Origin of the sequence: Acidaminococcus intestini DSM 21505 (genome assembly GCF_000425045.1) — a bacterium.
Classification (GTDB): Bacteria; Bacillota; Negativicutes; order Acidaminococcales; family Acidaminococcaceae; genus Acidaminococcus; species Acidaminococcus intestini.
The window spans coordinates 1-18,967 of the sequence record NZ_AULA01000033.1 but is presented as its reverse complement, the minus strand read 5'-3'; the positions used below and the strand labels follow the sequence as shown (position 1 = coordinate 18,967).

At 39.3% G+C, this 18,967-nt stretch carries 19 protein-coding genes; all 19 read right to left on the bottom strand.

What is annotated here, in order from left to right; genetic code table 11:
- Nucleotide 1: 1 nt before the first annotated feature.
- Nucleotides 2-979, bottom strand: a complete 978-nt coding sequence (locus tag H503_RS0109355) for a glycosyltransferase family 2 protein (protein ID WP_016459557.1) — start codon at nucleotides 977-979, stop codon at nucleotides 2-4.
- Between the two features lie 54 nt (nucleotides 980-1,033).
- Complete coding sequence (rfbD, locus tag H503_RS0109350; RefSeq protein WP_016459558.1) at nucleotides 1,034-1,954, bottom strand: dTDP-4-dehydrorhamnose reductase; 921 nt, start codon at nucleotides 1,952-1,954, stop codon at nucleotides 1,034-1,036.
- Between the two features lie 122 nt (nucleotides 1,955-2,076).
- Nucleotides 2,077-2,427, bottom strand: coding sequence for a four helix bundle protein (locus H503_RS0109345; protein WP_009015909.1), 351 nt, complete (start codon nucleotides 2,425-2,427; stop codon nucleotides 2,077-2,079).
- 137 nt (nucleotides 2,428-2,564) lie between these two features.
- Nucleotides 2,565-3,593, bottom strand: coding sequence for a dTDP-glucose 4,6-dehydratase (gene rfbB / locus H503_RS0109340; RefSeq protein ID WP_009015908.1), 1,029 nt, complete (start codon nucleotides 3,591-3,593; stop codon nucleotides 2,565-2,567).
- Nucleotides 3,594-3,606: 13 nt separating this feature from the next.
- On the bottom strand, nucleotides 3,607-4,491 hold the full coding sequence (gene rfbA, locus H503_RS0109335; protein ID WP_009015907.1) for a glucose-1-phosphate thymidylyltransferase RfbA: 885 nt from the start codon (nucleotides 4,489-4,491) through the stop codon (nucleotides 3,607-3,609).
- Between the two features lie 41 nt (nucleotides 4,492-4,532).
- The gene (locus tag H503_RS0109330) at nucleotides 4,533-5,933 is read right to left on the bottom strand and encodes a lipopolysaccharide biosynthesis protein (RefSeq protein WP_014128399.1); all 1,401 of its coding nucleotides are present in this window, start codon (nucleotides 5,931-5,933) and stop codon (nucleotides 4,533-4,535) included.
- A gap of 5 nt (nucleotides 5,934-5,938) precedes the next feature.
- Entirely contained in the window at nucleotides 5,939-6,868 is a 930-nt protein-coding gene (locus tag H503_RS0109325; protein ID WP_009015905.1) for a glycosyltransferase, read from the bottom strand.
- The gene (locus H503_RS0109320) at nucleotides 6,861-8,180 is read right to left on the bottom strand and encodes an O-antigen polymerase (RefSeq protein ID WP_009015904.1); all 1,320 of its coding nucleotides are present in this window, start codon (nucleotides 8,178-8,180) and stop codon (nucleotides 6,861-6,863) included. The genes H503_RS0109325 and H503_RS0109320 overlap by 8 nt, the downstream gene beginning before the upstream one ends.
- A complete protein-coding gene (locus H503_RS0109315; protein WP_009015903.1) occupies nucleotides 8,177-8,833 on the bottom strand; it encodes a hypothetical protein in 657 nt (218 codons plus the stop codon). Before H503_RS0109315 ends, H503_RS0109320 begins: the two co-directional genes overlap by 4 nt.
- Nucleotides 8,833-9,912: an NAD-dependent epimerase/dehydratase family protein gene (locus tag H503_RS0109310; protein ID WP_009015902.1), complete on the bottom strand. Its 1,080-nt coding sequence runs from the start codon at nucleotides 9,910-9,912 to the stop codon at nucleotides 8,833-8,835. The genes H503_RS0109315 and H503_RS0109310 overlap by 1 nt, the downstream gene beginning before the upstream one ends.
- Before the next feature lie 8 nt (nucleotides 9,913-9,920).
- Nucleotides 9,921-10,643, bottom strand: coding sequence for a 2-C-methyl-D-erythritol 4-phosphate cytidylyltransferase (gene ispD / locus H503_RS0109305; protein WP_022227097.1), 723 nt, complete (start codon nucleotides 10,641-10,643; stop codon nucleotides 9,921-9,923).
- 8 nt (nucleotides 10,644-10,651) lie between these two features.
- On the bottom strand, nucleotides 10,652-11,434 hold the full coding sequence (locus H503_RS0109300; RefSeq protein ID WP_009015900.1) for a LicD family protein: 783 nt from the start codon (nucleotides 11,432-11,434) through the stop codon (nucleotides 10,652-10,654).
- Between the two features lie 16 nt (nucleotides 11,435-11,450).
- Nucleotides 11,451-12,788, bottom strand: coding sequence for an adenylyltransferase/cytidyltransferase family protein (locus H503_RS0109295; protein ID WP_026385693.1), 1,338 nt, complete (start codon nucleotides 12,786-12,788; stop codon nucleotides 11,451-11,453).
- Nucleotides 12,789-12,809: 21 nt separating this feature from the next.
- Nucleotides 12,810-13,865 (bottom strand): pyridoxal phosphate-dependent aminotransferase, encoded by a 1,056-nt coding sequence (locus H503_RS0109290; RefSeq protein ID WP_026385692.1) that lies wholly within the window; start codon nucleotides 13,863-13,865, stop codon nucleotides 12,810-12,812.
- Complete coding sequence (locus tag H503_RS0109285) at nucleotides 13,849-14,811, bottom strand: LicD family protein (protein WP_014128395.1); 963 nt, start codon at nucleotides 14,809-14,811, stop codon at nucleotides 13,849-13,851. The genes H503_RS0109290 and H503_RS0109285 overlap by 17 nt, the downstream gene beginning before the upstream one ends.
- Nucleotides 14,812-14,840: 29 nt before the next feature.
- Nucleotides 14,841-15,602, bottom strand: coding sequence for a DUF4422 domain-containing protein (locus H503_RS0109280; protein WP_026385691.1), 762 nt, complete (start codon nucleotides 15,600-15,602; stop codon nucleotides 14,841-14,843).
- 191 nt (nucleotides 15,603-15,793) lie between these two features.
- Nucleotides 15,794-16,033, bottom strand: coding sequence for a four helix bundle protein (locus tag H503_RS12585; RefSeq protein ID WP_009015895.1), 240 nt, complete (start codon nucleotides 16,031-16,033; stop codon nucleotides 15,794-15,796).
- A 241-nt stretch (nucleotides 16,034-16,274) separates the two neighbouring features.
- The gene (glf, locus tag H503_RS0109270) at nucleotides 16,275-17,372 is read right to left on the bottom strand and encodes a UDP-galactopyranose mutase (protein WP_009015894.1); all 1,098 of its coding nucleotides are present in this window, start codon (nucleotides 17,370-17,372) and stop codon (nucleotides 16,275-16,277) included.
- 368 nt (nucleotides 17,373-17,740) lie between these two features.
- Nucleotides 17,741-18,628: a UTP--glucose-1-phosphate uridylyltransferase gene (locus tag H503_RS0109265; RefSeq protein WP_009015893.1), complete on the bottom strand. Its 888-nt coding sequence runs from the start codon at nucleotides 18,626-18,628 to the stop codon at nucleotides 17,741-17,743.
- Between the last annotated feature and the right edge of the window lie 339 nt (nucleotides 18,629-18,967).

Here is an 18,967-nt window from a genome sequence, read left to right as displayed (position 1 = left end):
TTCAAAATCTAAGCCGTATTTTGTAATATAAATAAATAGGCCAGTAACATTTATATTTAAAACAAAAAAGAACCATTTTTGTCTTACATCGGTTTGCACTATAGCTTAAGTTTGAGACAGAAGCTATAGTCTGTATCCGTTCCAAAAAGGCTTGATAGTTGTTACATGAATCCTTCACAAATATTGCTTTACGAATCGCTCCCATTATTGCAGCTCCAAATGCCAATTCAGAATCATCTGGAGTATTCATCTTTAGGAACTCGGACAAATACCGGATGTGTTCTATACGGCTATTAAAGGTTTCCCTTGATAATGAAGCGCTTAGGTTAAAATCATTTTTTATACGATAAACATGATAGACACTCTGTAAACAAATTCTATAATCTTGTATATGATTATAATATAACATATTGAAAACACAGTCCTCTTGAAAATTCATAGTCTCAGGAAACCATATGCGATTCTTTTTTATAATTTCCAACTTATATAGTTTCCCCACTGGACCGTCGTTTAACTTTTGCAGCTTAACATAATCCTTTTTTATATTGCCTACACATTCGTGAAAATCAATTTCATGATTCTCATGATTAATATCGATATAATCATGTACTGTCTTGCTGATTGTAAGATTCACCCTCTCCCTTTCAGCACTGCATACAAGACCTTCCACATATTGAGTGTTAACATAATCATCGCTATCGATAAACACTACATATTTGCCTGTTGCTGCAGCTATGCCTCTATTACGACTGAAAGAAACACCATGATTATCCTGGCTAAAAAGCTTTATGCAAGCATCCGTTTTTGACACGCTACGACAGATATCGGAAGTGCCATCATCGCTTCCATCATCGATTACTAAGACCTCAAGATTCCGATATGATTGTTTTAAAATTGAATCCAGGCATCTAAAAATTGTCGCCTTTCGATTATATACAGGGACAATTACAGAAACTAATGGACTACCCATCAAATTCATATATACACCAAAATATATTATACCTACATAAAACTATTAGAATTACACGACAAATCAAGTATTACGGTGTAGCTCATGAATATATCTGCTTATTGCAGATTTCCAACTTGGCAGCCTATTAAACCCAGAATCTTGCAGTTTTTTTGTCTCCAATCGGCTGTTAAATGGTCTCCGAGCTTTTGACATTCCATACTCTTCCGTTGTTACAGGAATTACCTTGGTTGAATAGCTTGCCTGTCGAAATATTTCCTTAGCAAATTCATTCCAACTAATATATCCACCCTCATTCGTTGCGTGATAATAGCCATAATTATCCGTTTGAATCATATCTACCAGCAAACAAGCTAAATCAAAAGTATACGTAGGTGCTCCAATCTGGTCATTGACAACACGCAACTCTTTATGGGTCTTCCCTACCTTAAGCATGGTTTTCACGAAATTATTTCCATTAAGGCCAAAGACCCAGGCAATACGGACGATAAAGTACTTATCCAACAGGGAAGATACCGTGAATTCTCCGTCAAGCTTACTCTGGCCATACACATTGAGCGGATCATATTCTTTACAGTCAGGGTCCCATGGAGTGGTTCCTTTGCCATTAAAAACATAATCGGTACTGATATAGAGCATCTTAGCCCCAAGCTTTTTACAAACTTCGGCAATAAAGCGAGTGCCGTCGACATTGACGGCACGGACTTTCGCAATATTTTCAGGCTCTTCTGCTGCATCCACAGCAGTCCATGCGGCACAATGAATGACCGCATCAGGATGGACCTTTTCCATAGCCTCATTTACCTGATCTTTTTTTGTTATATCAAGCTGAATATAGGGCATTTTCTCAACAGGTGAACCATTCCGAATTCCCTTATAAACAGGAGAGGTGCCACAGCCCACCGCCTCAATATGACGGCCTGCCAACTCGTTCATTACGTCATGCCCAAGCTGGCCATTGACACCGGTTACAAATACTTTCAAGACGTTCACTCCTTAGTATTATTTTAATTAGCGGGTAGTCTGTAGCGAGTAGTCTATAGCAGGTAGCCGATAACAATTTTCATGTTCCGGTATATTTCAGTCTATCTCTTCCTGAACTTATGTCAATTATAATTAATCCTGTTAATCATTTTTACTACATAATGACAGGATTCTATAGCCTCTTTGATATCCTTATTAGTAAGATAATCAAACCGTTCACATAGTAGCAATTGTGTTTCTAGCTCAACAGTCGACCCCTTTGCAATATTTAGAAAACGAATAAACTCTTTATCGCTTCCTCTTCCTTTGCCTTCTGCAATATTAGATGGCACCGAAACAGCTGCTCGTCTCATTTGATCACAAAGAGCAAATCTTTCTTCGTTAGGTAATTTTCTGATGAGTTCATAAATTTTACAGGCTAAGTTCATTGCTTCCTGCCATACAGTGTAATCTTTAAAATTACGACAAGTCATTCATCTACTCCAGTACAAATTATTTTTCCCCCTTAAGAATCTATCTGCGATATTCTTTAATTAAATCAAAACCCTAAAATTTCGTATCCCCCGCGCTAACATCTATCAGCTAATAGCCATCTGTTAATAGCTACCCGCTAACAACTACCCCGGCTCCCATACATCCTATCATAGTATTTTACGTAGTCGCCATTAACAATCGGCTGCCACCATTCTTCATTATCTAAGTACCACTGGATGGTCTTCTGAATTCCGTCAGCAAACTTTGTTTCTGGCAGCCAACCGAGTTCACGGTGGATTTTCGCGGGATCAATAGCATATCGCCGGTCATGCCCCTTACGGTCCTTCACAAAGTGAATCAGGCTTTCCGGTTTACCCAGTGCTTTGCAAATGAGTTTTACAATGTCAATGTTCTTCATTTCATTGTGACCACCTACATTATAGACTTCTCCTACTCTCCCCTTCTGAAGAATAAGGTCAATAGCACGGCAATGATCTTCTACATATAGCCAGTCACGCACATTTTGACCATCGCCATAGACCGGCAAGGGCTTATCGTGGAGGGCATTGATGATCATAAGAGGAATCAGCTTTTCCGGAAAATGATAGGGCCCGTAGTTATTGCTGCAGCGACTGATAGTAACAGGAAGCCCATAGGTTCGGTAATACGCTAATACGAGCAAATCAGCGGACGCTTTGGAACTGCTGTAAGGGCTGGACGTATGAATCGGAGTTGCTTCCGTAAAGAATAAGTCGGGGCGATCCAGAGGCAAATCCCCATAGACTTCATCTGTGGACACCTGATGATACCGCTGAATACCATACTTCCGGCATGCATCCATGAGCACAGATGTGCCGATAATATTGGTTTCCAAGAAAAGCTGCGGATTTTCAATAGAGCGATCCACATGGGATTCAGCGGCAAAGTTCACCACCATATTAGGATGCTCTTCTTCAAAAAGAGCATCTACAGCCTTGCGGTCACAAATATCAGCACGGACGAAGCGAAAATGTGCGTTATCCATTATGGGAGCCAGTGTAGAAAGGTTCCCCGCATAGGTAAGTTTATCAAGACAAATAATGTAGTCTTCAGGATGGCTCTTCAGCATATGGAAGATAAAATTACTTCCAATAAATCCTGCGCCGCCTGTTACAATGATTTTCACGTTTCTCGTCCTTTCAGTTATCCCGAAGGAATCTTCCTTCGGCCACTTTTAATAGATACTGACCATAGGGGCTCTTGCCATACTTATGGGCGCTCTCAAGAAGGGTATCTTTTGTAATCCAGCCTTTTCCATAAGCAATATCTTCGAGTGCCGCAATCTGGATACCTGCACGCGTTTCAACGGCTTTTACGAAATTGGACGCGTCACTGAGACTCGCCACAGTTCCCGTATCAAGCCAAGCATAGCCCCTGCCAAGGGTAACAACATCCAACTGCCCCTTTTCCAGATAGATTTTATTAAGGTCTGTGATTTCAAGCTCGCCGCGCGCCGATGGCTTCACCTGCTTTGCATACTCGCAGACCTTATTTCCATAGAAATAAAGCCCTGTTACAGCATAGTTGGATTTAGGATGCTGCGGCTTTTCTTCAATGGATACGGCCTTGCCGCTTTCATCAAATTCGATGACACCAAAACGCTCCGGATCATCAACATAATAGCCAAAGACAGTCGCGCCCGTCGTCTTGCTGGCAGCTTTGATAAGGTGCGCCGTAAGACCCGCACCATAAAAGATATTATCGCCTAAAATCATGGCGCAGGAATCGCCGTCAATAAATTCCTCACCAAGGATAAAAGCTTGGGCAAGCCCATCGGGAGAAGGCTGTACCTTATAAGATAAATGCAGCCCATAACGGGATCCATCGCCAAGAAGACGCTCAAAATTGGGTAAATCCTGGGGCGTCGAGATAATCAGGATATCCCGAATACCTGCCAGCATGAGCGTTGATAAGGGATAATAAATCATCGGCTTATCATACACCGGCAGCAACTGTTTTGATGTGACCATTGTAAGGGGATAAAGACGAGTACCACTCCCTCCGGCCAAAACGATTCCTTTCATATTTCAATCACCTCTCACGAACTTTAATGCAATGAACTCACTTATTTTTTGATTAGCATGATTACATCATGGACCTTGGACCGGTTCAAAATAAAGTAACATCCATAACAAAGGGCATATATAATCATTGTCATCCAGCTATTCAGTTTCCATCCCGTTGCGATAAAAACAAGGACGAGGAGCATCTCCTGCATCATATCCTTACGCAGATTTAGGGAAAGCAGCTTTTGGAGATGATACTCTGCCAAAAAGCATCTGCCTGCGTAAAGGAATACGATAGAAAAAACGGCCATCGTCAAGTTATGGAAAAGTGCAACAGAGACAACAGTGAGCATCATACTTGAAATTACGGCAATCCCATTGATCTTCAAAATCAAGGCTTCCTGGCGCATACTTTTTAAATAGGTATTGACTAAGAGCGTTACTTTGCACTCAAATAAACAGACAGGGAATAACACCGCCATGTAAATCAAACTGTCAGCATACTTAGGAAGCCACCATGACAGGAGACTCTTCATGGGATAATAAAAAATCATGGCTCCTAAAATTAAAATGGATAGACAATTCCTTATCCTTATATATAAGTTGGAAAGTTGGCCCCACTCCATATGTTTTAGCAAAGGGAATAAGACAACGCTTACAGCAGAAATAAAAACCATCAAGAAATTAGAAACATTTAGCGTCAAAGAAATTTTCCCGAACGTGGTAATATCCCATCCAATCGAAATCCCATAACGCACAATTCCAATGATGAGCATACTGGCAATGTTGGCAAACATTAGCTTGCTTCCAACGCTCAAATTGATAGAGGCTTCTTTAAGCGATTCCTTTAAAGGATAAAAATGCAGTTTCAATAAGCTTTTACACCAATACGCTCCAACCAGAGAGACTGAAACAATGGAAAACACCTTTGCAAAATATAAATGAGAAAAGGTGCGGAAGCCGGCTGCAAAGCATAAGACGATGGCCGAAAGCAAGAGCGTTCTTTCCAGCAGCACGAGTGTGGCATACCGTTTGATGCAGTCAGTAAACTGCATAATCTGATTACAGGCATTGTTAAAATTAACGAATGGGATAATGAAGACGATACACCAAAGGACACGCTGCTTGATAGGGTCATTAATAACCCACATAGAACCAGTAAGAACAACAGCTGAAACAAGAAGCTGAAGCACAATGATTCCATATAATTGCCCTGCAAAAAGCTTGGAATCCAATGTTTCAAAAGAATTCCCTGCGTATCTAAGATAAATGCCATCTTCCCATCCAAAGTGGAAGAAGCCTATATAGGAATAGTAGAACAAAAACAATTGCCAAAGTCCATAATCTTCCAAGGATAGGAACTTCGGGACAATGATAACCATAAAGATGGATACGAGTAAAGAAATGACATTTGCAAAGACAGAGTATGAAATTTTTTTAATAATTGTCGATTTGCTCATATCAATTAAAGCCATCCCAATAAAATATATGCTTTATAGATTACATACTCATAAAAAGGGGTATGCGTGAAACCACCAGCAAAGAATAAAGTCAAACGGCTCCCGAAACTGTTTCTCGCATGAGAAACAGCAATAACCGTATTCTTCAATTCCGGTCTAATATCGGGTAAGAAATATTGGGCAAGGATTTTTGCATAATAAGTTGCTTTCATTCGGTTTCGATATTTCTTAAATGTCCAGTCAAATGTTTTTATCCGTTGTATAAATAAGTCCATTCCCCAGGCCATTGCGCCAACAACATTCTTGCCATGTTGCCGGTATAAGATATATGAATTTGAATCATAGACAATTGTCCCAGTAAATTTAGCTAAGGTAAAGAGCCAAGTATCATGATAGAGATATTGATACTCATTTTCATCGGGAATAAACTTTCTGCACAGATTCCTTAGTTCTTGATTAAATACCATCGTACAGCCCGAGGCAATATTTCCCTTCATCAAAACATCAAGCGTCCCAAATAAAGGAGTATTATCCTTTCTTGGCAGTTTTTTTAGCGTTTGATCTACAATGATTTTTTTTGAACAATATAATGCGGGCTCTTTGATGCAGGAAAGTTTATGAACTGCCATCTCCATTTTTGGTGGCAGCCAATAATCATCTTGGTCGCAAAAAGCATAGTAATCAGCATCAGGAGCATGCAAAAGAAGGTCAAAAAAGCTTTTAACGACGCCTATATTCTCTCTTTCCCAAAGTTCAATTTTTCCGTTGGACTGGTATTGTCGAAGGATGGGAAGGGTCGTATGATCGGTGGACCCATCATCACGAACGATAATTCTCATATTGGGTGCAAGGGTTTGATTTAATAGACTTTCAATTTGCTTCTCAATATAGGCTGCACCATTATATGAACTTAATAATACGATCAAACTATCCATCTATACTTGATTCTCCTTGAACACGAACCATTACCTTAAAGAAAATATACATTAAACAAATTTGATATAAATTTGATGTCCTTAATATATGGGCAAGAAAAATTTCGTCATTAATAGAAAAAACTAGCGGAAGAGCAATAAAAGCGTAGATAGCTATAGGAAATAGAGAGTGGGAGCGATATTCAACGAATCTATAAAAAGCTGTGTAAATTATGCCTAGAAAATACATGATTAGATACATACCAATATATCCATAGTCTTCAATATAACGTCTCATTGCAGTGTAAACATTTGTATTGATTCCATGAAATTGGACAAACTTAAGGAACGTTATATTTTGGGGCAATGATAAGCCTAAAACTCGTAGTTTACTATAAATATCCCATAGTGTCGTTAACCCAATGTAAGGAGATTCCAGTGGTGTTGAATTCAAATAAACACTTAATGCTGGTGCTGATAATCCCCCATAATGGGCAATAATAGAAAATGGGCTCCGCCCATGCAGAGAAACCTTCCCTGTAAAAAAACCAAAGAGCAAAAATAAGCATAAAAAACTGACCCCTGCTGCAAGCGACACAATGATAATCTTTTGTTTTGCTTTTGGATGAAAAGATTGACTTCGCTCATAAATAATAGCGCCAGTCAAAAGAATATAAATTGTTAAATTGAGCAGCCCCATCCGGCCACCACTTAAAATAATAAAAGGTAAATAAAAAATGATTGGAACTAAAAATTTTAAATTTTTTCTTACTGACTCATGGCACTGAAAAATATTACTAAAGAAGATTAGGATGCAAGTATAGGTAAAAGAACTGGAAAATATATTCCGATAAGACATCCAACGTGACGATTTATAAAGACCATTTTCAGTAGCGAGTCTAACGGTTCGAATCATCCCTGCTACGCCATTCTTGTTACCCAATAAGAGTGCACTCTCATAGGTTTCTTTAAATGATAATACAATAAAGAGCCCCATAATGGATAAAAAGCAAAGCAATACTTTCCAAGAAATAGTAATGCTAGTTATCGTATTTTGCGGAGCCTGCGAATTCTTTTCTAAAAGAATTCTATCACACCAGAAAGCGCCTGCGACGAAAGCTACCACGGCTGCAGAAATCAGAATTGTCGCCGAACTGCTGGTCGCAAGCTGCCATTCACTCCTCATTACGAGCGTTAACGACACACTCCACGTCATCGTTAAAGAAAAGATCGTGGCAGGATGGATGATGTCGTTTTGATTTAATAGCAATGTGAAAAGGGTAATCAAGAGAAGGACGATAAACAACAGTAACGATGTATCCTCAAAAATCATTTTTTCCTACCCAAGGTCCAAATCAAAATTGAGACAGATGAGAGAAGCAATCCCAGGACAAATCCAATCATTCCATATTTTAAAACAGTTTGCTTTTTCGAAATTGTAACTACCTCTGGATAGACGGCATCTGTTTTGATGACACGAATGGAAGCGCTAGGTTCGATTTTTTGAATAAATTCATCAGAGCATGCGATAAATTCACGCAGGAGTTCATTAGAATTAGCCTTCAAATAATCGGCATCTTTGGGAACGAATGAATCTAATTTAATTAAGATTTCATAAGTATCATACCCAAAATTATAGATTGAAATATACTTTTGCAGCCAAGTAATTTTCCCATTTTTATCAAGCTTGTCCCAATTGACATCAAGTCGATTAAAGCTAATGGGTCCATTTTTCTCATTTTTTTCTATAAATGAATAAAGGTTCCCCGTAGTTCTGAGCAGCCGTTCAGCCTTAAGGGAATTATCATTTTCTTTTAAATGATCGACATGAACCACTGCAGTCGTATAATATGTACCTGTTCTAACTACAAATTCCCCAAAATAGTATTTTTCAAAGGCCAACGCTGCGGCGCAGAGTACGGCACATAATACGATAATTATTTTTTTACGATATAGTTCAGCTAGTAACTGTCTTAATTGATTCACTATAAGTTGCCTCCTGTATTATCCGTAAGTGATTTCATCGTTCTTTCGAAAGCGTTAGCAAGCGAGAAATGTGGTGTCCATCCTAAGTTCTTTAACCAATCAACAGATAAATTCATTTTTAGCTCCGGTAAAAATTTATCCGTTTTTGTATCCGAATGAGTATTAACAATCACCTCAATTGAGGATTTAGCAATCTGAGATGCAACTAAGTCGGCCATTTCCTTAATTGAGCAATATGTTTCTTCATTTGCTGCATTATAAACCTGCCCATAGTTAACGGATGTTAATACCGTTAAAATCGCCGTCGCAGCATCTGCAAGATAGAGATAGCTTCTTTTTGTTTTCCCTTCTGTTAAGAGTTCAATGTCTTTTTCTTCCATCGCACATCTTAACAGCATAGCGAAAATACGTTGATCATCATACCGGATTCCAGGACCGAACGTCTGGGTTAACCGAATACAGCTGACAGGGACTTGATATTCCTTATAATAAGAAGCGCAAAGATTCTCACACATTCTTTTACTTTCTGGATAAGAGCTGCGTGCGCTCATCGTATCAAGACAAGATGCGTGAGATTCACTCACCGGTTCTTCATCACGATTCGGTCCGTACACTTCCATACTGGAAAGATACACCATGCCTTCGATAGGATTCTTTCTTGCCAACTCGAGCACATTCCACATCCCGCACAGCGTTGTTTGGATTGTTTCAACAGGTTTCTCAAGAAAATATGAGCTATCTGTTGGAGATGCGGCATGAAGAATATAATTAATTTCCATGCCAACGGCAGGAATATCTTCAATGGCACCTTCTACGAAAGTAAGCATATCAGGATTCTCATTCAACTGACTTTTAAATTGGTCCCTTGCTTTTGCGTAATTTCTTACAAGCGCAACAACTCGGATATTAGCATGATAGAGACGATTATAAAAAAGAAGAGAATTTATAACATAAAATCCAATAAGTCCTGTTCCGCCTGTAATAAATACAGTTTTATTCTGTAATCGTCTCCACTGAATAAACTCCTGATTTGTGATATATTCTAAATCTTCATGAAAAATTTTATTTTCAAGCCACATTTTCTTCCTCACAATCCTATAATCTGTAAATTTTCCTCTGCATCAATAATGGCTCTAAAGATATAGAAATCCACGGGTGTTGTAATTTTGATGTTTTCTGCGTGGCCTTGTACAGTATAGAGTTTTAGTCCATAGTGCTGCATCAAGCTTGCCGAATCAATAAAATTCAGTAAGTCCTCTTGAATTGCTTTTTGATGAGCCTCATAAATATCACCCAAGGTAAAACATTGCGGTGCTTTGGCCATAAAACAGGATGAGCGATCAAAAATCTCTCCAACTTCACCCTGTTTTTTACTTTTTAGGAAAATCGTCTCAATGGCAGGACTCACGGTAATAGCATTGCCTTTTTTTGCGGTTACATCTATGCAGTTTGTGATGGTTTCTTTATCAATAAGCGGGCGTACGCCATCATGAATCAAGACAATGTTCTTATCTCCATACAGTTCATGCGCTTTTTTTATGCCATGGTAAATGGATTCCTGGCCCGTACTGCCACCCGGAACAATCGCAGATACCTTTGTTATACTAAACTTTTTTACAAGTTCTGCAGCATAATCAAGCCAGGCGGCCAGAGAAACCAAGATAATATGATCGATTTGAGGATGATTTTGAAAATGTTCCAATGTATAGATCAGTACCGGTTTTCCATGCATTTCAAGGAACTGCTTTGGACGAGATTTCGTATTCATCCGTGTGCCAGTGCCACCGGCAAAAATAACAGCGATATTCATTCCCCTATTCACTCCAATCTATACACTTTCATATGATGCGTTTTCCTTTTTTCAATAGGGGGAAGCTCCATATAGTTTCCATAAATACCATGTAAATAAGAATCCCAGCAGCTATAGGTTGGAAATTTATGTCCTTCAAAATCAACCATGACAGTCTCATCAAATTCTTCTTTTTTCATCCGTTCTCCCGATCCATAAAGGCCCCAGGTAACTGCGCCTACATAATGGCTGTTCTCAAAAGCCCTTGTTTTAGCTATTTCATTTATTTTTTTTACACAATAGTCTTTCCCAATGACACGGGCGCCTAAAATAAAGAAAGGTTTGAAGATTCTTTTAAGAAAAGTGGTTGCTTCCCCTATCTTTGCAAAATTTAACCGATAAATCTCCCTGTAAAGATTTGTTTCTTTATAAATCTGCTCTACTTTTTTATTATCTTCGGGCAAACCATCAATGGGAAAAACGTCCATCGTTACGTATTTATCGTCAATTCTATACTGAGAGATAAGTTTTGTGTTTAAGTCCGAAATTTTGCAATAAGCCTCAGCAGTCACTTCATACCCTTGATTAATGAAGTCATTCTTAGAAAGCATAAGAAACTTTTCATAGTCAGGCCTTGGCATACATACATCTATATCATCATCCCAAGGAATGAATCCTTTATGGCGGATAGCACCTAAAAGAGTTCCCCCAGCAAGTCTATAAGTTAAATCGTTATTTTTACAAAACTGATCAAAAGTCAAGAGAATCTGAAAAACATCCTCTTGAATCTCCTTTAGAGTAAGTTCTTTCATAAGCTGCTTCCTTCTATTAAAATCTTAAAATATGGGCACTGTATTCTCTCATTTCCATGACTTTTGCTTCTGCTAGCATATCGGCTTTGGTTAAAAGCAGATTATCAAACTGTTCGTCCTGGATATTTCTTACAAACTCGACGATTTCGTAACGAAGCCCTTCTCCCTCAAATTTGTAGAAATACTTTGCATTCCGATTGATATTTTCATATCGCACTTCGTAATACTCAGTCTTCCACCAAGGAGCGGGCACATAAACGTACCCTTTTGTTCCCGAAATCACTAAATCTCCTTCTGCTTTAGCATTAATAGCGACAAGTGCTGTAGCCATTGCATGAGGGTAGGTCAAAGTAACTCGCGTGATTGTATCAATTTGATTTTCCAGATGCGTAATAAACTGCGCATCTTTAAAATCATGCCCCAACAGTTTAAAGATGGCTAAAAGCGGATAAGCACCTAGGGAAAGCATGCTTCCGCCAGCAATACGAATCTGATTTCTAAGATTATCTCCCAATATTTGTGTAAAATTGGCCTCTATACTTACAACCTTCCCAATTTGTCCGCTCTTTACAAGAGAAATCAACTTTCCAAAAGCCGGACAATAAGCTGTTTTTAATCCTTCATTCAGAACCAGTTTCTTCTGTAAAGCAAGGTCAATCAGTTCCTTTGCAGATTCATAATTACTGGAAAATGGAAATTCCGTCAAGACGTGTTTTCCTTGTAAAAGAGCTGCCTTAATATACTGTGGTCTCACTTTTAGTGGAACATTAATATATACGGCATCTACGGCTGACAAAAGAGAATCAGTCGTACTATACTGAGTAAATTCTTTTGCCACTGTCGATTTATACACAGCCGAAACATCTTTATCAGCAGCAAAAACTCCAACCGGTTCAATGCCGCTTACATAGTTTAGCTCAGCCAAGAACCGATCCAATATCTGCTCGTCACCAATAATGCCCAGACGGATACTATGTGAATTGCGGATTTGAGTACTGGAGATTCCTTTCGTACGCTCTAAATAAACAACTTTGCAATATTCGTTAAGGTAATCAAAATGGCCCTTCCAATCGGATCCGACGGTAAAAATATCTACATCATATTTTTTTATATCATCAATTTTTTGTCCAAAGTATTCTTCTACCACAATTTGGTCAGCAAAACCCGTAGCTTTTACGTTTTCAATACGTGTCATCAGAGAATCATGAACATTGAATTTACCACGTGATTTATCAAAGTAATCTGAGGTGACGCCCACAATAAGGTAATCCCCCAGTTCCTTAGCTCGCTTTAATAAATTGTAATGGCCCTGATGGAACAGATCATAAGTTCCATATGTGATTACTTTCTTCATTCTCTCTCCCCTTGAGGAATTTTATCTATCGATTTCAAAAAAGCCTTCTAAAAAGAAAGACATCGCTGTGACAGAACCAACAGATACTCTAAGATAATCTTTAAGCAGCTCGTTGCTATAAGCGTGAACAAGAATATCCTTTTCCTGTTCGAGTCGTCTAGCGACTTCATTTGCATCATGTTTAGGTTTTACAAAGATAAAGTTACCCCGGCAATCACGACTATCATAACCATGTTCTTTTAATTGACTCAACGCATACTGTTTCCCAGCATTTTCAATTTGAATCAGATTTTCAATGATGTCAGGATGATCTAAAATTTTTTCTCCGAATAAAAGCGCAATGGAATTTACATCAAATGTAAGCTTGGCGTTCGTCACATAATGAATTAATTTGGGATTTCCAATAATAACGCCTAAGCGACAGGCTGCCAGTGAAAATAGTTTTGAGAAAGTACGTAAAATCACAATGTTGTCGTACATGTTGATGAAGTTCAAGAAAGTTTTCTTATAAAAATAATGATAGGCTTCATCAATAATAACCAATGCATTGACAGTTTGCGCTTTTTCTACAACAGCCTTTAATTCATCATCTGTATATACATTCCCGACGGGATTATTTGGATTTAAAAGGACGACAATTCTGGTTTCCTCCGTAATCGCAGCAAGGACTTTTTGAATGTCCAAAGTTAAATCAGGTTCATAAGGGATTGGAACGTGATGGTACCCTAAGATGCTGCAGTTTACCCAATACATTTCAAAAGATGGTGAAACAGTGACAACATCTTTGCCTTTCTCACCAAAAGTTTCCAAAAGATAGCGGATTGCCATATCTGAACCATTGGTAGCAACAACATTATTACGTTCTACGCCAATGTAACTAGCATATTTCTCTAGGAATTTATCAGGTTCTGGGTAAATAGAGAGAAATTCCGGAGTAATTTCTCTCAGGACGGAATTAACAAAATCCCGTGGCAAGCCTTCAGGATTTTCATTCATATCATAACGATGTTTCCCATATCGATTTTGCTGCGGAAAAACACGAATTGTATTTTTTATATTCTCATTTACATACACCATTTTTACTCGCCCCACTATCCTCAATATATTTTTTATATGATTTTTCCGTGTCAAAGAATACAGTTCCATGATCAGATGTTCCAATAATAAACTTTTTCCAATCACCAAAATTCATATTTAGGACTCTTTCATAGTTATTCATTACTGGTATTGTTATAAATTCAAATTTTGCTTCAAAACATTCATCGTAATCCACTCTATACTTAAAATTACGTTTGTTAAAGAATTGAAAACTCAACAGAGAGATGAATTCAGTATTCTCTTCATTATATTTCGTACAATTATCTTCAAACATCTTATAATACATATCATAATCTAAAAACAAATTCTTTAGAGGCGTTTTTAAAAATATATAAAAAATTTTCATAATCAAATCGCGTTTTATATTTCCGCTTTGATTAGCGTACGTATCTGTAGAGCGAGACATGATACGTGAAAGCCATTTATAAAACGTCACTTTGATTCCTTGAATCAAAAATTTAGATTGATTTTCTGTAACCGAATCCATTGGGAATATATCAATAAATATGCCTTGGTTAAATTTATACTTACAATTTAAAGAGTTCCTTAGAATAGCTGTAGTGTTACTATTTCGTAATTGTGCGTGTCCGCGAAGACTGCCCCTATCAGTATATTCAGTTTGAAAAAAATATGGGTTTTTAAACTCATGTAGCGCAATAGAACATAATTTATCGTAATCATCTCGAAACATAGCCAGATCTATATCATCATCCCAAGGTATGAATCCACCATGTCTTATTGCGCCTAATAAAGTACCGCCATCAGCAAAATACCTTAATTTATATTTCTTGCATACTCTATCAAATTCAGTAAGGAGATCTAATTCAACAGCCCATACTTCTTTCCTTTTTTGGGAAACTAAAAAGCCATCTTGTACTTCTTCATCCAAAAAATGGTCTGGTAATTTTATGTTCAGTGTAATCAATTTAGTTTTCCCCCATATATAACTACCAACTATTTTCCAAACACTTTCCTTTTTAAAAACGCTCCGCCTTTTTTGAGCCAATTTTGTTTTTCCATAAAGGAAACATTCTGCTCATGATAGATGGCGTGATTCTTTTCAAGCCATATATCGAGCAGCAGTTCACTGACAAAGCCGTAGATACGTGATTCATAAGGATCCCATCCCGTAATATCGACTCGTTTTTCAAGTTCAAAAAGAACGTCAAACATCCAGGTCATATAATCGTTAAAAAGATCCCGTCTCATGATAAACATGTTGAACATATGGGCCCAGGTGCGGTTCATAACTTTATTGAAAGCCGGAAGATATTCAGGATACTTTTCGATAAGAATCTGCTCCGTTATATTGAGGCCCTCAGGATGATGGGCATGGTTATAATGAGACCGATTGCTCTCGATGTAGTATTTGCGTTTATCGGGGACGATAACGGGATAGCGGGACAACAAGTTTTCCCAATCCTCTTTCGTAAGGATTTGGGATTTTTTCTTTTCAATATTGTGGACTTCTTTTCTCGTAAAATAGCGGCGATAGTGGACGAGACCAATGTAATCAGCGTCGAGATTTTTCCAGGCCCAATAAAGACCTGTCAATTCACAGAAGTTTTTATTTTTGGAAGATATATGGTCGCCCGTATTGTCTCTGGTATACCCTAACTCCGCCTTCCCCTCTGCCCCAACGTGCAAAGGAAGATAGACAGGATCATCAGGCATCCAGTAGAATTTGTGTGTGGCAATTAGAATTATGATGTCCATAAAATGTATGTCACATCCATTTCTTCTAGATTTTGTACTATTTAGCCCAGCTGTCTCAAGTTTATCTATTTAAAAGCAGATAAACTTTGGCTGTCAAGCTGTCTCGGGGCCTTGGCCCTAGCTGTCTCAATCCTTCGGCTTTGGCTTAAAAGATTAAAGCTTAAATGCCCAAAACCATTGAAAAAACTGAATTAGCCAATCATCTTTTTAATAAGTTTTGAAAGCATAACTTTAACAGTAGAAATTTGTTGAATTCTATCTTCCACAACCTCAGAATCAAGATATCCAACGGCTTGGCAAATTATAAATTGTGTTTCTAGTTCAGCGGCAGATCCCATAGCAATGTAGAGAAATCTTTTAAACTCTTTATTAGATTCTCTGGCTGCTCCTTCAGCTATATTTGAAGGTATTGAGACTGCGGCTCTTCTCATCTAATCAGCAATCCCATACAACTCATGCTTCGGCAATATTTTCAGTGTCTTAAAAGTAGATAGAGCAAGACTAACAGATATTTTCCATACATTAAGGTTTCTATAGTTCATAGGTGGGAATCCTTTCATGAATAAGCTGCGTTTAATAACTATGTTGAGTACATATAAGAAACCGTCAAAATAGCTTTTGAAGCTTGACAGCAAATCAGAAGCGTAAGCGCTGATTGGGACAGCTTGATAGCTATTCCTTTTCACAACTCACGACTTTTAAAGCACTTTCTACAACATCATCCATATCATAATACTTATACTCAGCTAAACGGCCTCCAAAGATTACATTCTGTTCATTTTGAGCTAGTGCAGCATATTGTTCATATAGGCTTTGATTCCTAGCGTTATTCACCGGATAATACGCTTCTTCTCCTGGCTGCCAATCTGCGGGATATTCTTTCGTCACATAGGTTACGGGCTGGGTGCCGAATTCGAAGTGTTTATGTTCGATGATGCGGGTCCACGGCGTTTCGCGGTCCGTATAGTTCATGACGGCTACACCCTGGTGATTTTCTTCTTCGAGGCGTTCCGTTTCAAAACGCAGGCCGCGATATTCCAGGGTGCCCAGTTTGTAACCAAAGTATTCATCAATGGGGCCCGTATAGACAATCCTTTTTGCCATATCTTTGTATTCGTCGCGGTGCTTCAGATAATCCACACCGGTACGGACTTCAATGCCAGCAAGAAGGCCTTCTATGAGCTTGTTGTAGCCGCCCACGGGAATGCCCTGGTAGCGATCGTTGAAGTAGTTGTTATCAAAAGTATAGCGCACGGGAAGGCGTTTAATGATGAATGCTGGCAGCTCCTTGCAGCTTCTCCCCCATTGCTTTTCCGTATAACCTTTGATGAGCTTCGTATAAATGTCCGTCCCGATAAGGGAAATGGCCTGTTCTTCGAGATTTTTTGGATCCGTGATGCCTGCTTCGGCGCGCTGCTGGGCAATCTTTTCGGCCGCTTCCTTAGGTGTCACAACGCCCCACATTTTCGTAAAGGTATTCATGTTAAAGGGTAAATTGTAGAGCTCGCCTTTATAGTTTGCAACGGGAGAATTGACGTAGTTATTAAATTCGACAAACTGATTGACATAGTCCCAGACTTTTTTGTTCGACGTGTGGAAAATGTGGGCGCCATAGGTATGGATATTGATGCCATCCTTGTTTTCGCAGTAAATGTTTCCGCCAACATGAGGACGGCGTTCGAGGACAAGGCAGGATTTTCCTTTTTTATGCATTTCATGAGCAAAGACGCTGCCAAAAAGGCCGGAACCAACAATCAGATAGTCATACATGAAAAGTCTCCTTCAAATTATATTCATAGAAAATCTATAGTTCTAAAGGGTTCCCCCTATGCATACTCAATAAAAAGTGGTGCCGGGGACCCGCATCGAACCGGTGCAACCCATTCTTTTACGTATCTGGCGCCATGACAAAATCATTCTTATAGGGATTAAAGAGTAACGTATCTGCAACTTGTTAAGTTGATATCATATTTAAATATTATATCATAAAAAGTCCCTATATGGGGGACGCTGAGGGGTATTTCTTCATTTTCCCTTCATCATATTTTCTGATAGATAGAGACAAGTTATATAAGATAGGGTCAATTGCAGAAACCCAAAGAGCTATGAAGCAGCATGCTTCATAGCTCTTATGTTCATTATTCCATTTTAGAGACAAAGTCCTTCAAGTAGGAGGCAAAGTCATCTTTCAGGTCTTTGCGGCGCAGGCCATAGTCGACAATGGCTTTAAGATAGCCCATTTTATCACCGACGTTATAGAAGTGGCCTTTCATGTTGTAGGCGTACATGGGCTCGTTATGGCTCATGGCGCGCAGGGCATCGGTCAGCTGGATCTGTCCGTTAAGGCCGTTTGGCGTAAGTTCCAGGTACTCAAAGACGTCAGGCGTAATGATATAGCGCCCAAAGACGGCCTGATGGCTGGGGGCATTTTCAGCATTCGGTTTTTCCGTGATGTCATGGACGCGGACGAGGTCCGGATGGGTTTCATCCGTTTCGCCTGAAATGATGCCGTATTTGGAGACGTCCCCTGCCCTAACTTCGCAGCAGCCAAGGATGGTCGATCGGGTAGTTTCAAACTGGTGCAGGAGCTGGGAAAGGCCCGTTTCTTCGTCGTTTAGGATGATATCGTCAGGAAGGGCGACGATGAAGGGCTCTCCGTCGATGAAGTCCTTGGCGCACAAAATGGCGTCACCGAGGCCGCGCTGCTGCTTTTGGCGGATGTAGTGAAAATTCACTTTGGAGATATCGCGGATTTCTTCCAAAAGGGCGGTCTTACCGGACTGGAAGAGCTGGTCCTCCAGTTCCGGAGAGGAATCAAAGTGGTCCTCGACGGCGCGTTTGGCGTGGCCGCTGATGAGGAGGATTTCCTCGATGCCGCTTTTGGTGATTTCTTCAATGACAAACTGGATGGCGGGAATATCGACAATAGGCAGCATGGCCTTGGGCATCGTCTTTGTTTCAGGAAGAAAGGACGTACCAAAGCCTGCGACGGGGACTACGGCTTTACGAACGATGGATGATGGCATGATGAGGTTCCTTTCGAGGTTATGATGGAGATATTATAACATGAGGGGAGCTTCTTGTCATAGAATTGGCTTCCCCCCATGTTAATACTCGGAGCAAAAATCGCTCCGGTTCGATGCAATTACGTGTCTTTCTTGCTTGAGAAAAGATTCTTATGAGAGCAAGAAAGGCATGACGATTCGTAAGAAGTTCCGTACCACAATCTTATTTCTAAGACGCCCGAAATATGCCTTCGTCGATCCCTTTTGAGTCAGCCCAAAAATCGGGCTGATTTGATGAAGTGTGTGAGGCCACTTTTTAAAAAGGTTTTGTGGAAACAATGGCCTCATGGCCTATCGTAC

Bases quoted from the DNA above. Each gene is read 5' to 3' on its own strand.
- H503_RS0109355 (WP_016459557.1), bottom strand. From the start codon at position 979: ATGAATTTGATGGGTAGTCCATTAGTTTCTGTAATTGTCCCTGTATAT.
- H503_RS0109345 (WP_009015909.1), bottom strand. From the start codon at position 2,427: ATGACTTGTCGTAATTTTAAAGATTACACTGTATGGCAGGAAGCAATG.
- rfbA (WP_009015907.1), bottom strand. From the start codon at position 4,491: ATGAAAGGAATCGTTTTGGCCGGAGGGAGTGGTACTCGTCTTTATCCC.
- H503_RS0109330 (WP_014128399.1), bottom strand. From the start codon at position 5,933: ATGAGCAAATCGACAATTATTAAAAAAATTTCATACTCTGTCTTTGCA.
- H503_RS0109325 (WP_009015905.1), bottom strand. From the start codon at position 6,868: ATGGATAGTTTGATCGTATTATTAAGTTCATATAATGGTGCAGCCTAT.
- H503_RS0109320 (WP_009015904.1), bottom strand. From the start codon at position 8,180: ATGATTTTTGAGGATACATCGTTACTGTTGTTTATCGTCCTTCTCTTG.
- H503_RS0109310 (WP_009015902.1), bottom strand. From the start codon at position 9,912: ATGTGGCTTGAAAATAAAATTTTTCATGAAGATTTAGAATATATCACA.
- ispD (WP_022227097.1), bottom strand. From the start codon at position 10,643: ATGAATATCGCTGTTATTTTTGCCGGTGGCACTGGCACACGGATGAAT.
- H503_RS0109300 (WP_009015900.1), bottom strand. From the start codon at position 11,434: ATGAAAGAACTTACTCTAAAGGAGATTCAAGAGGATGTTTTTCAGATT.
- H503_RS0109295 (WP_026385693.1), bottom strand. From the start codon at position 12,788: ATGAAGAAAGTAATCACATATGGAACTTATGATCTGTTCCATCAGGGC.
- H503_RS0109290 (WP_026385692.1), bottom strand. From the start codon at position 13,865: ATGGTGTATGTAAATGAGAATATAAAAAATACAATTCGTGTTTTTCCG.
- H503_RS0109280 (WP_026385691.1), bottom strand. From the start codon at position 15,602: ATGGACATCATAATTCTAATTGCCACACACAAATTCTACTGGATGCCT.
- H503_RS12585 (WP_009015895.1), bottom strand. From the start codon at position 16,033: ATGAGAAGAGCCGCAGTCTCAATACCTTCAAATATAGCTGAAGGAGCA.
- glf (WP_009015894.1), bottom strand. From the start codon at position 17,372: ATGTATGACTATCTGATTGTTGGTTCCGGCCTTTTTGGCAGCGTCTTT.
- H503_RS0109265 (WP_009015893.1), bottom strand. From the start codon at position 18,628: ATGCCATCATCCATCGTTCGTAAAGCCGTAGTCCCCGTCGCAGGCTTT.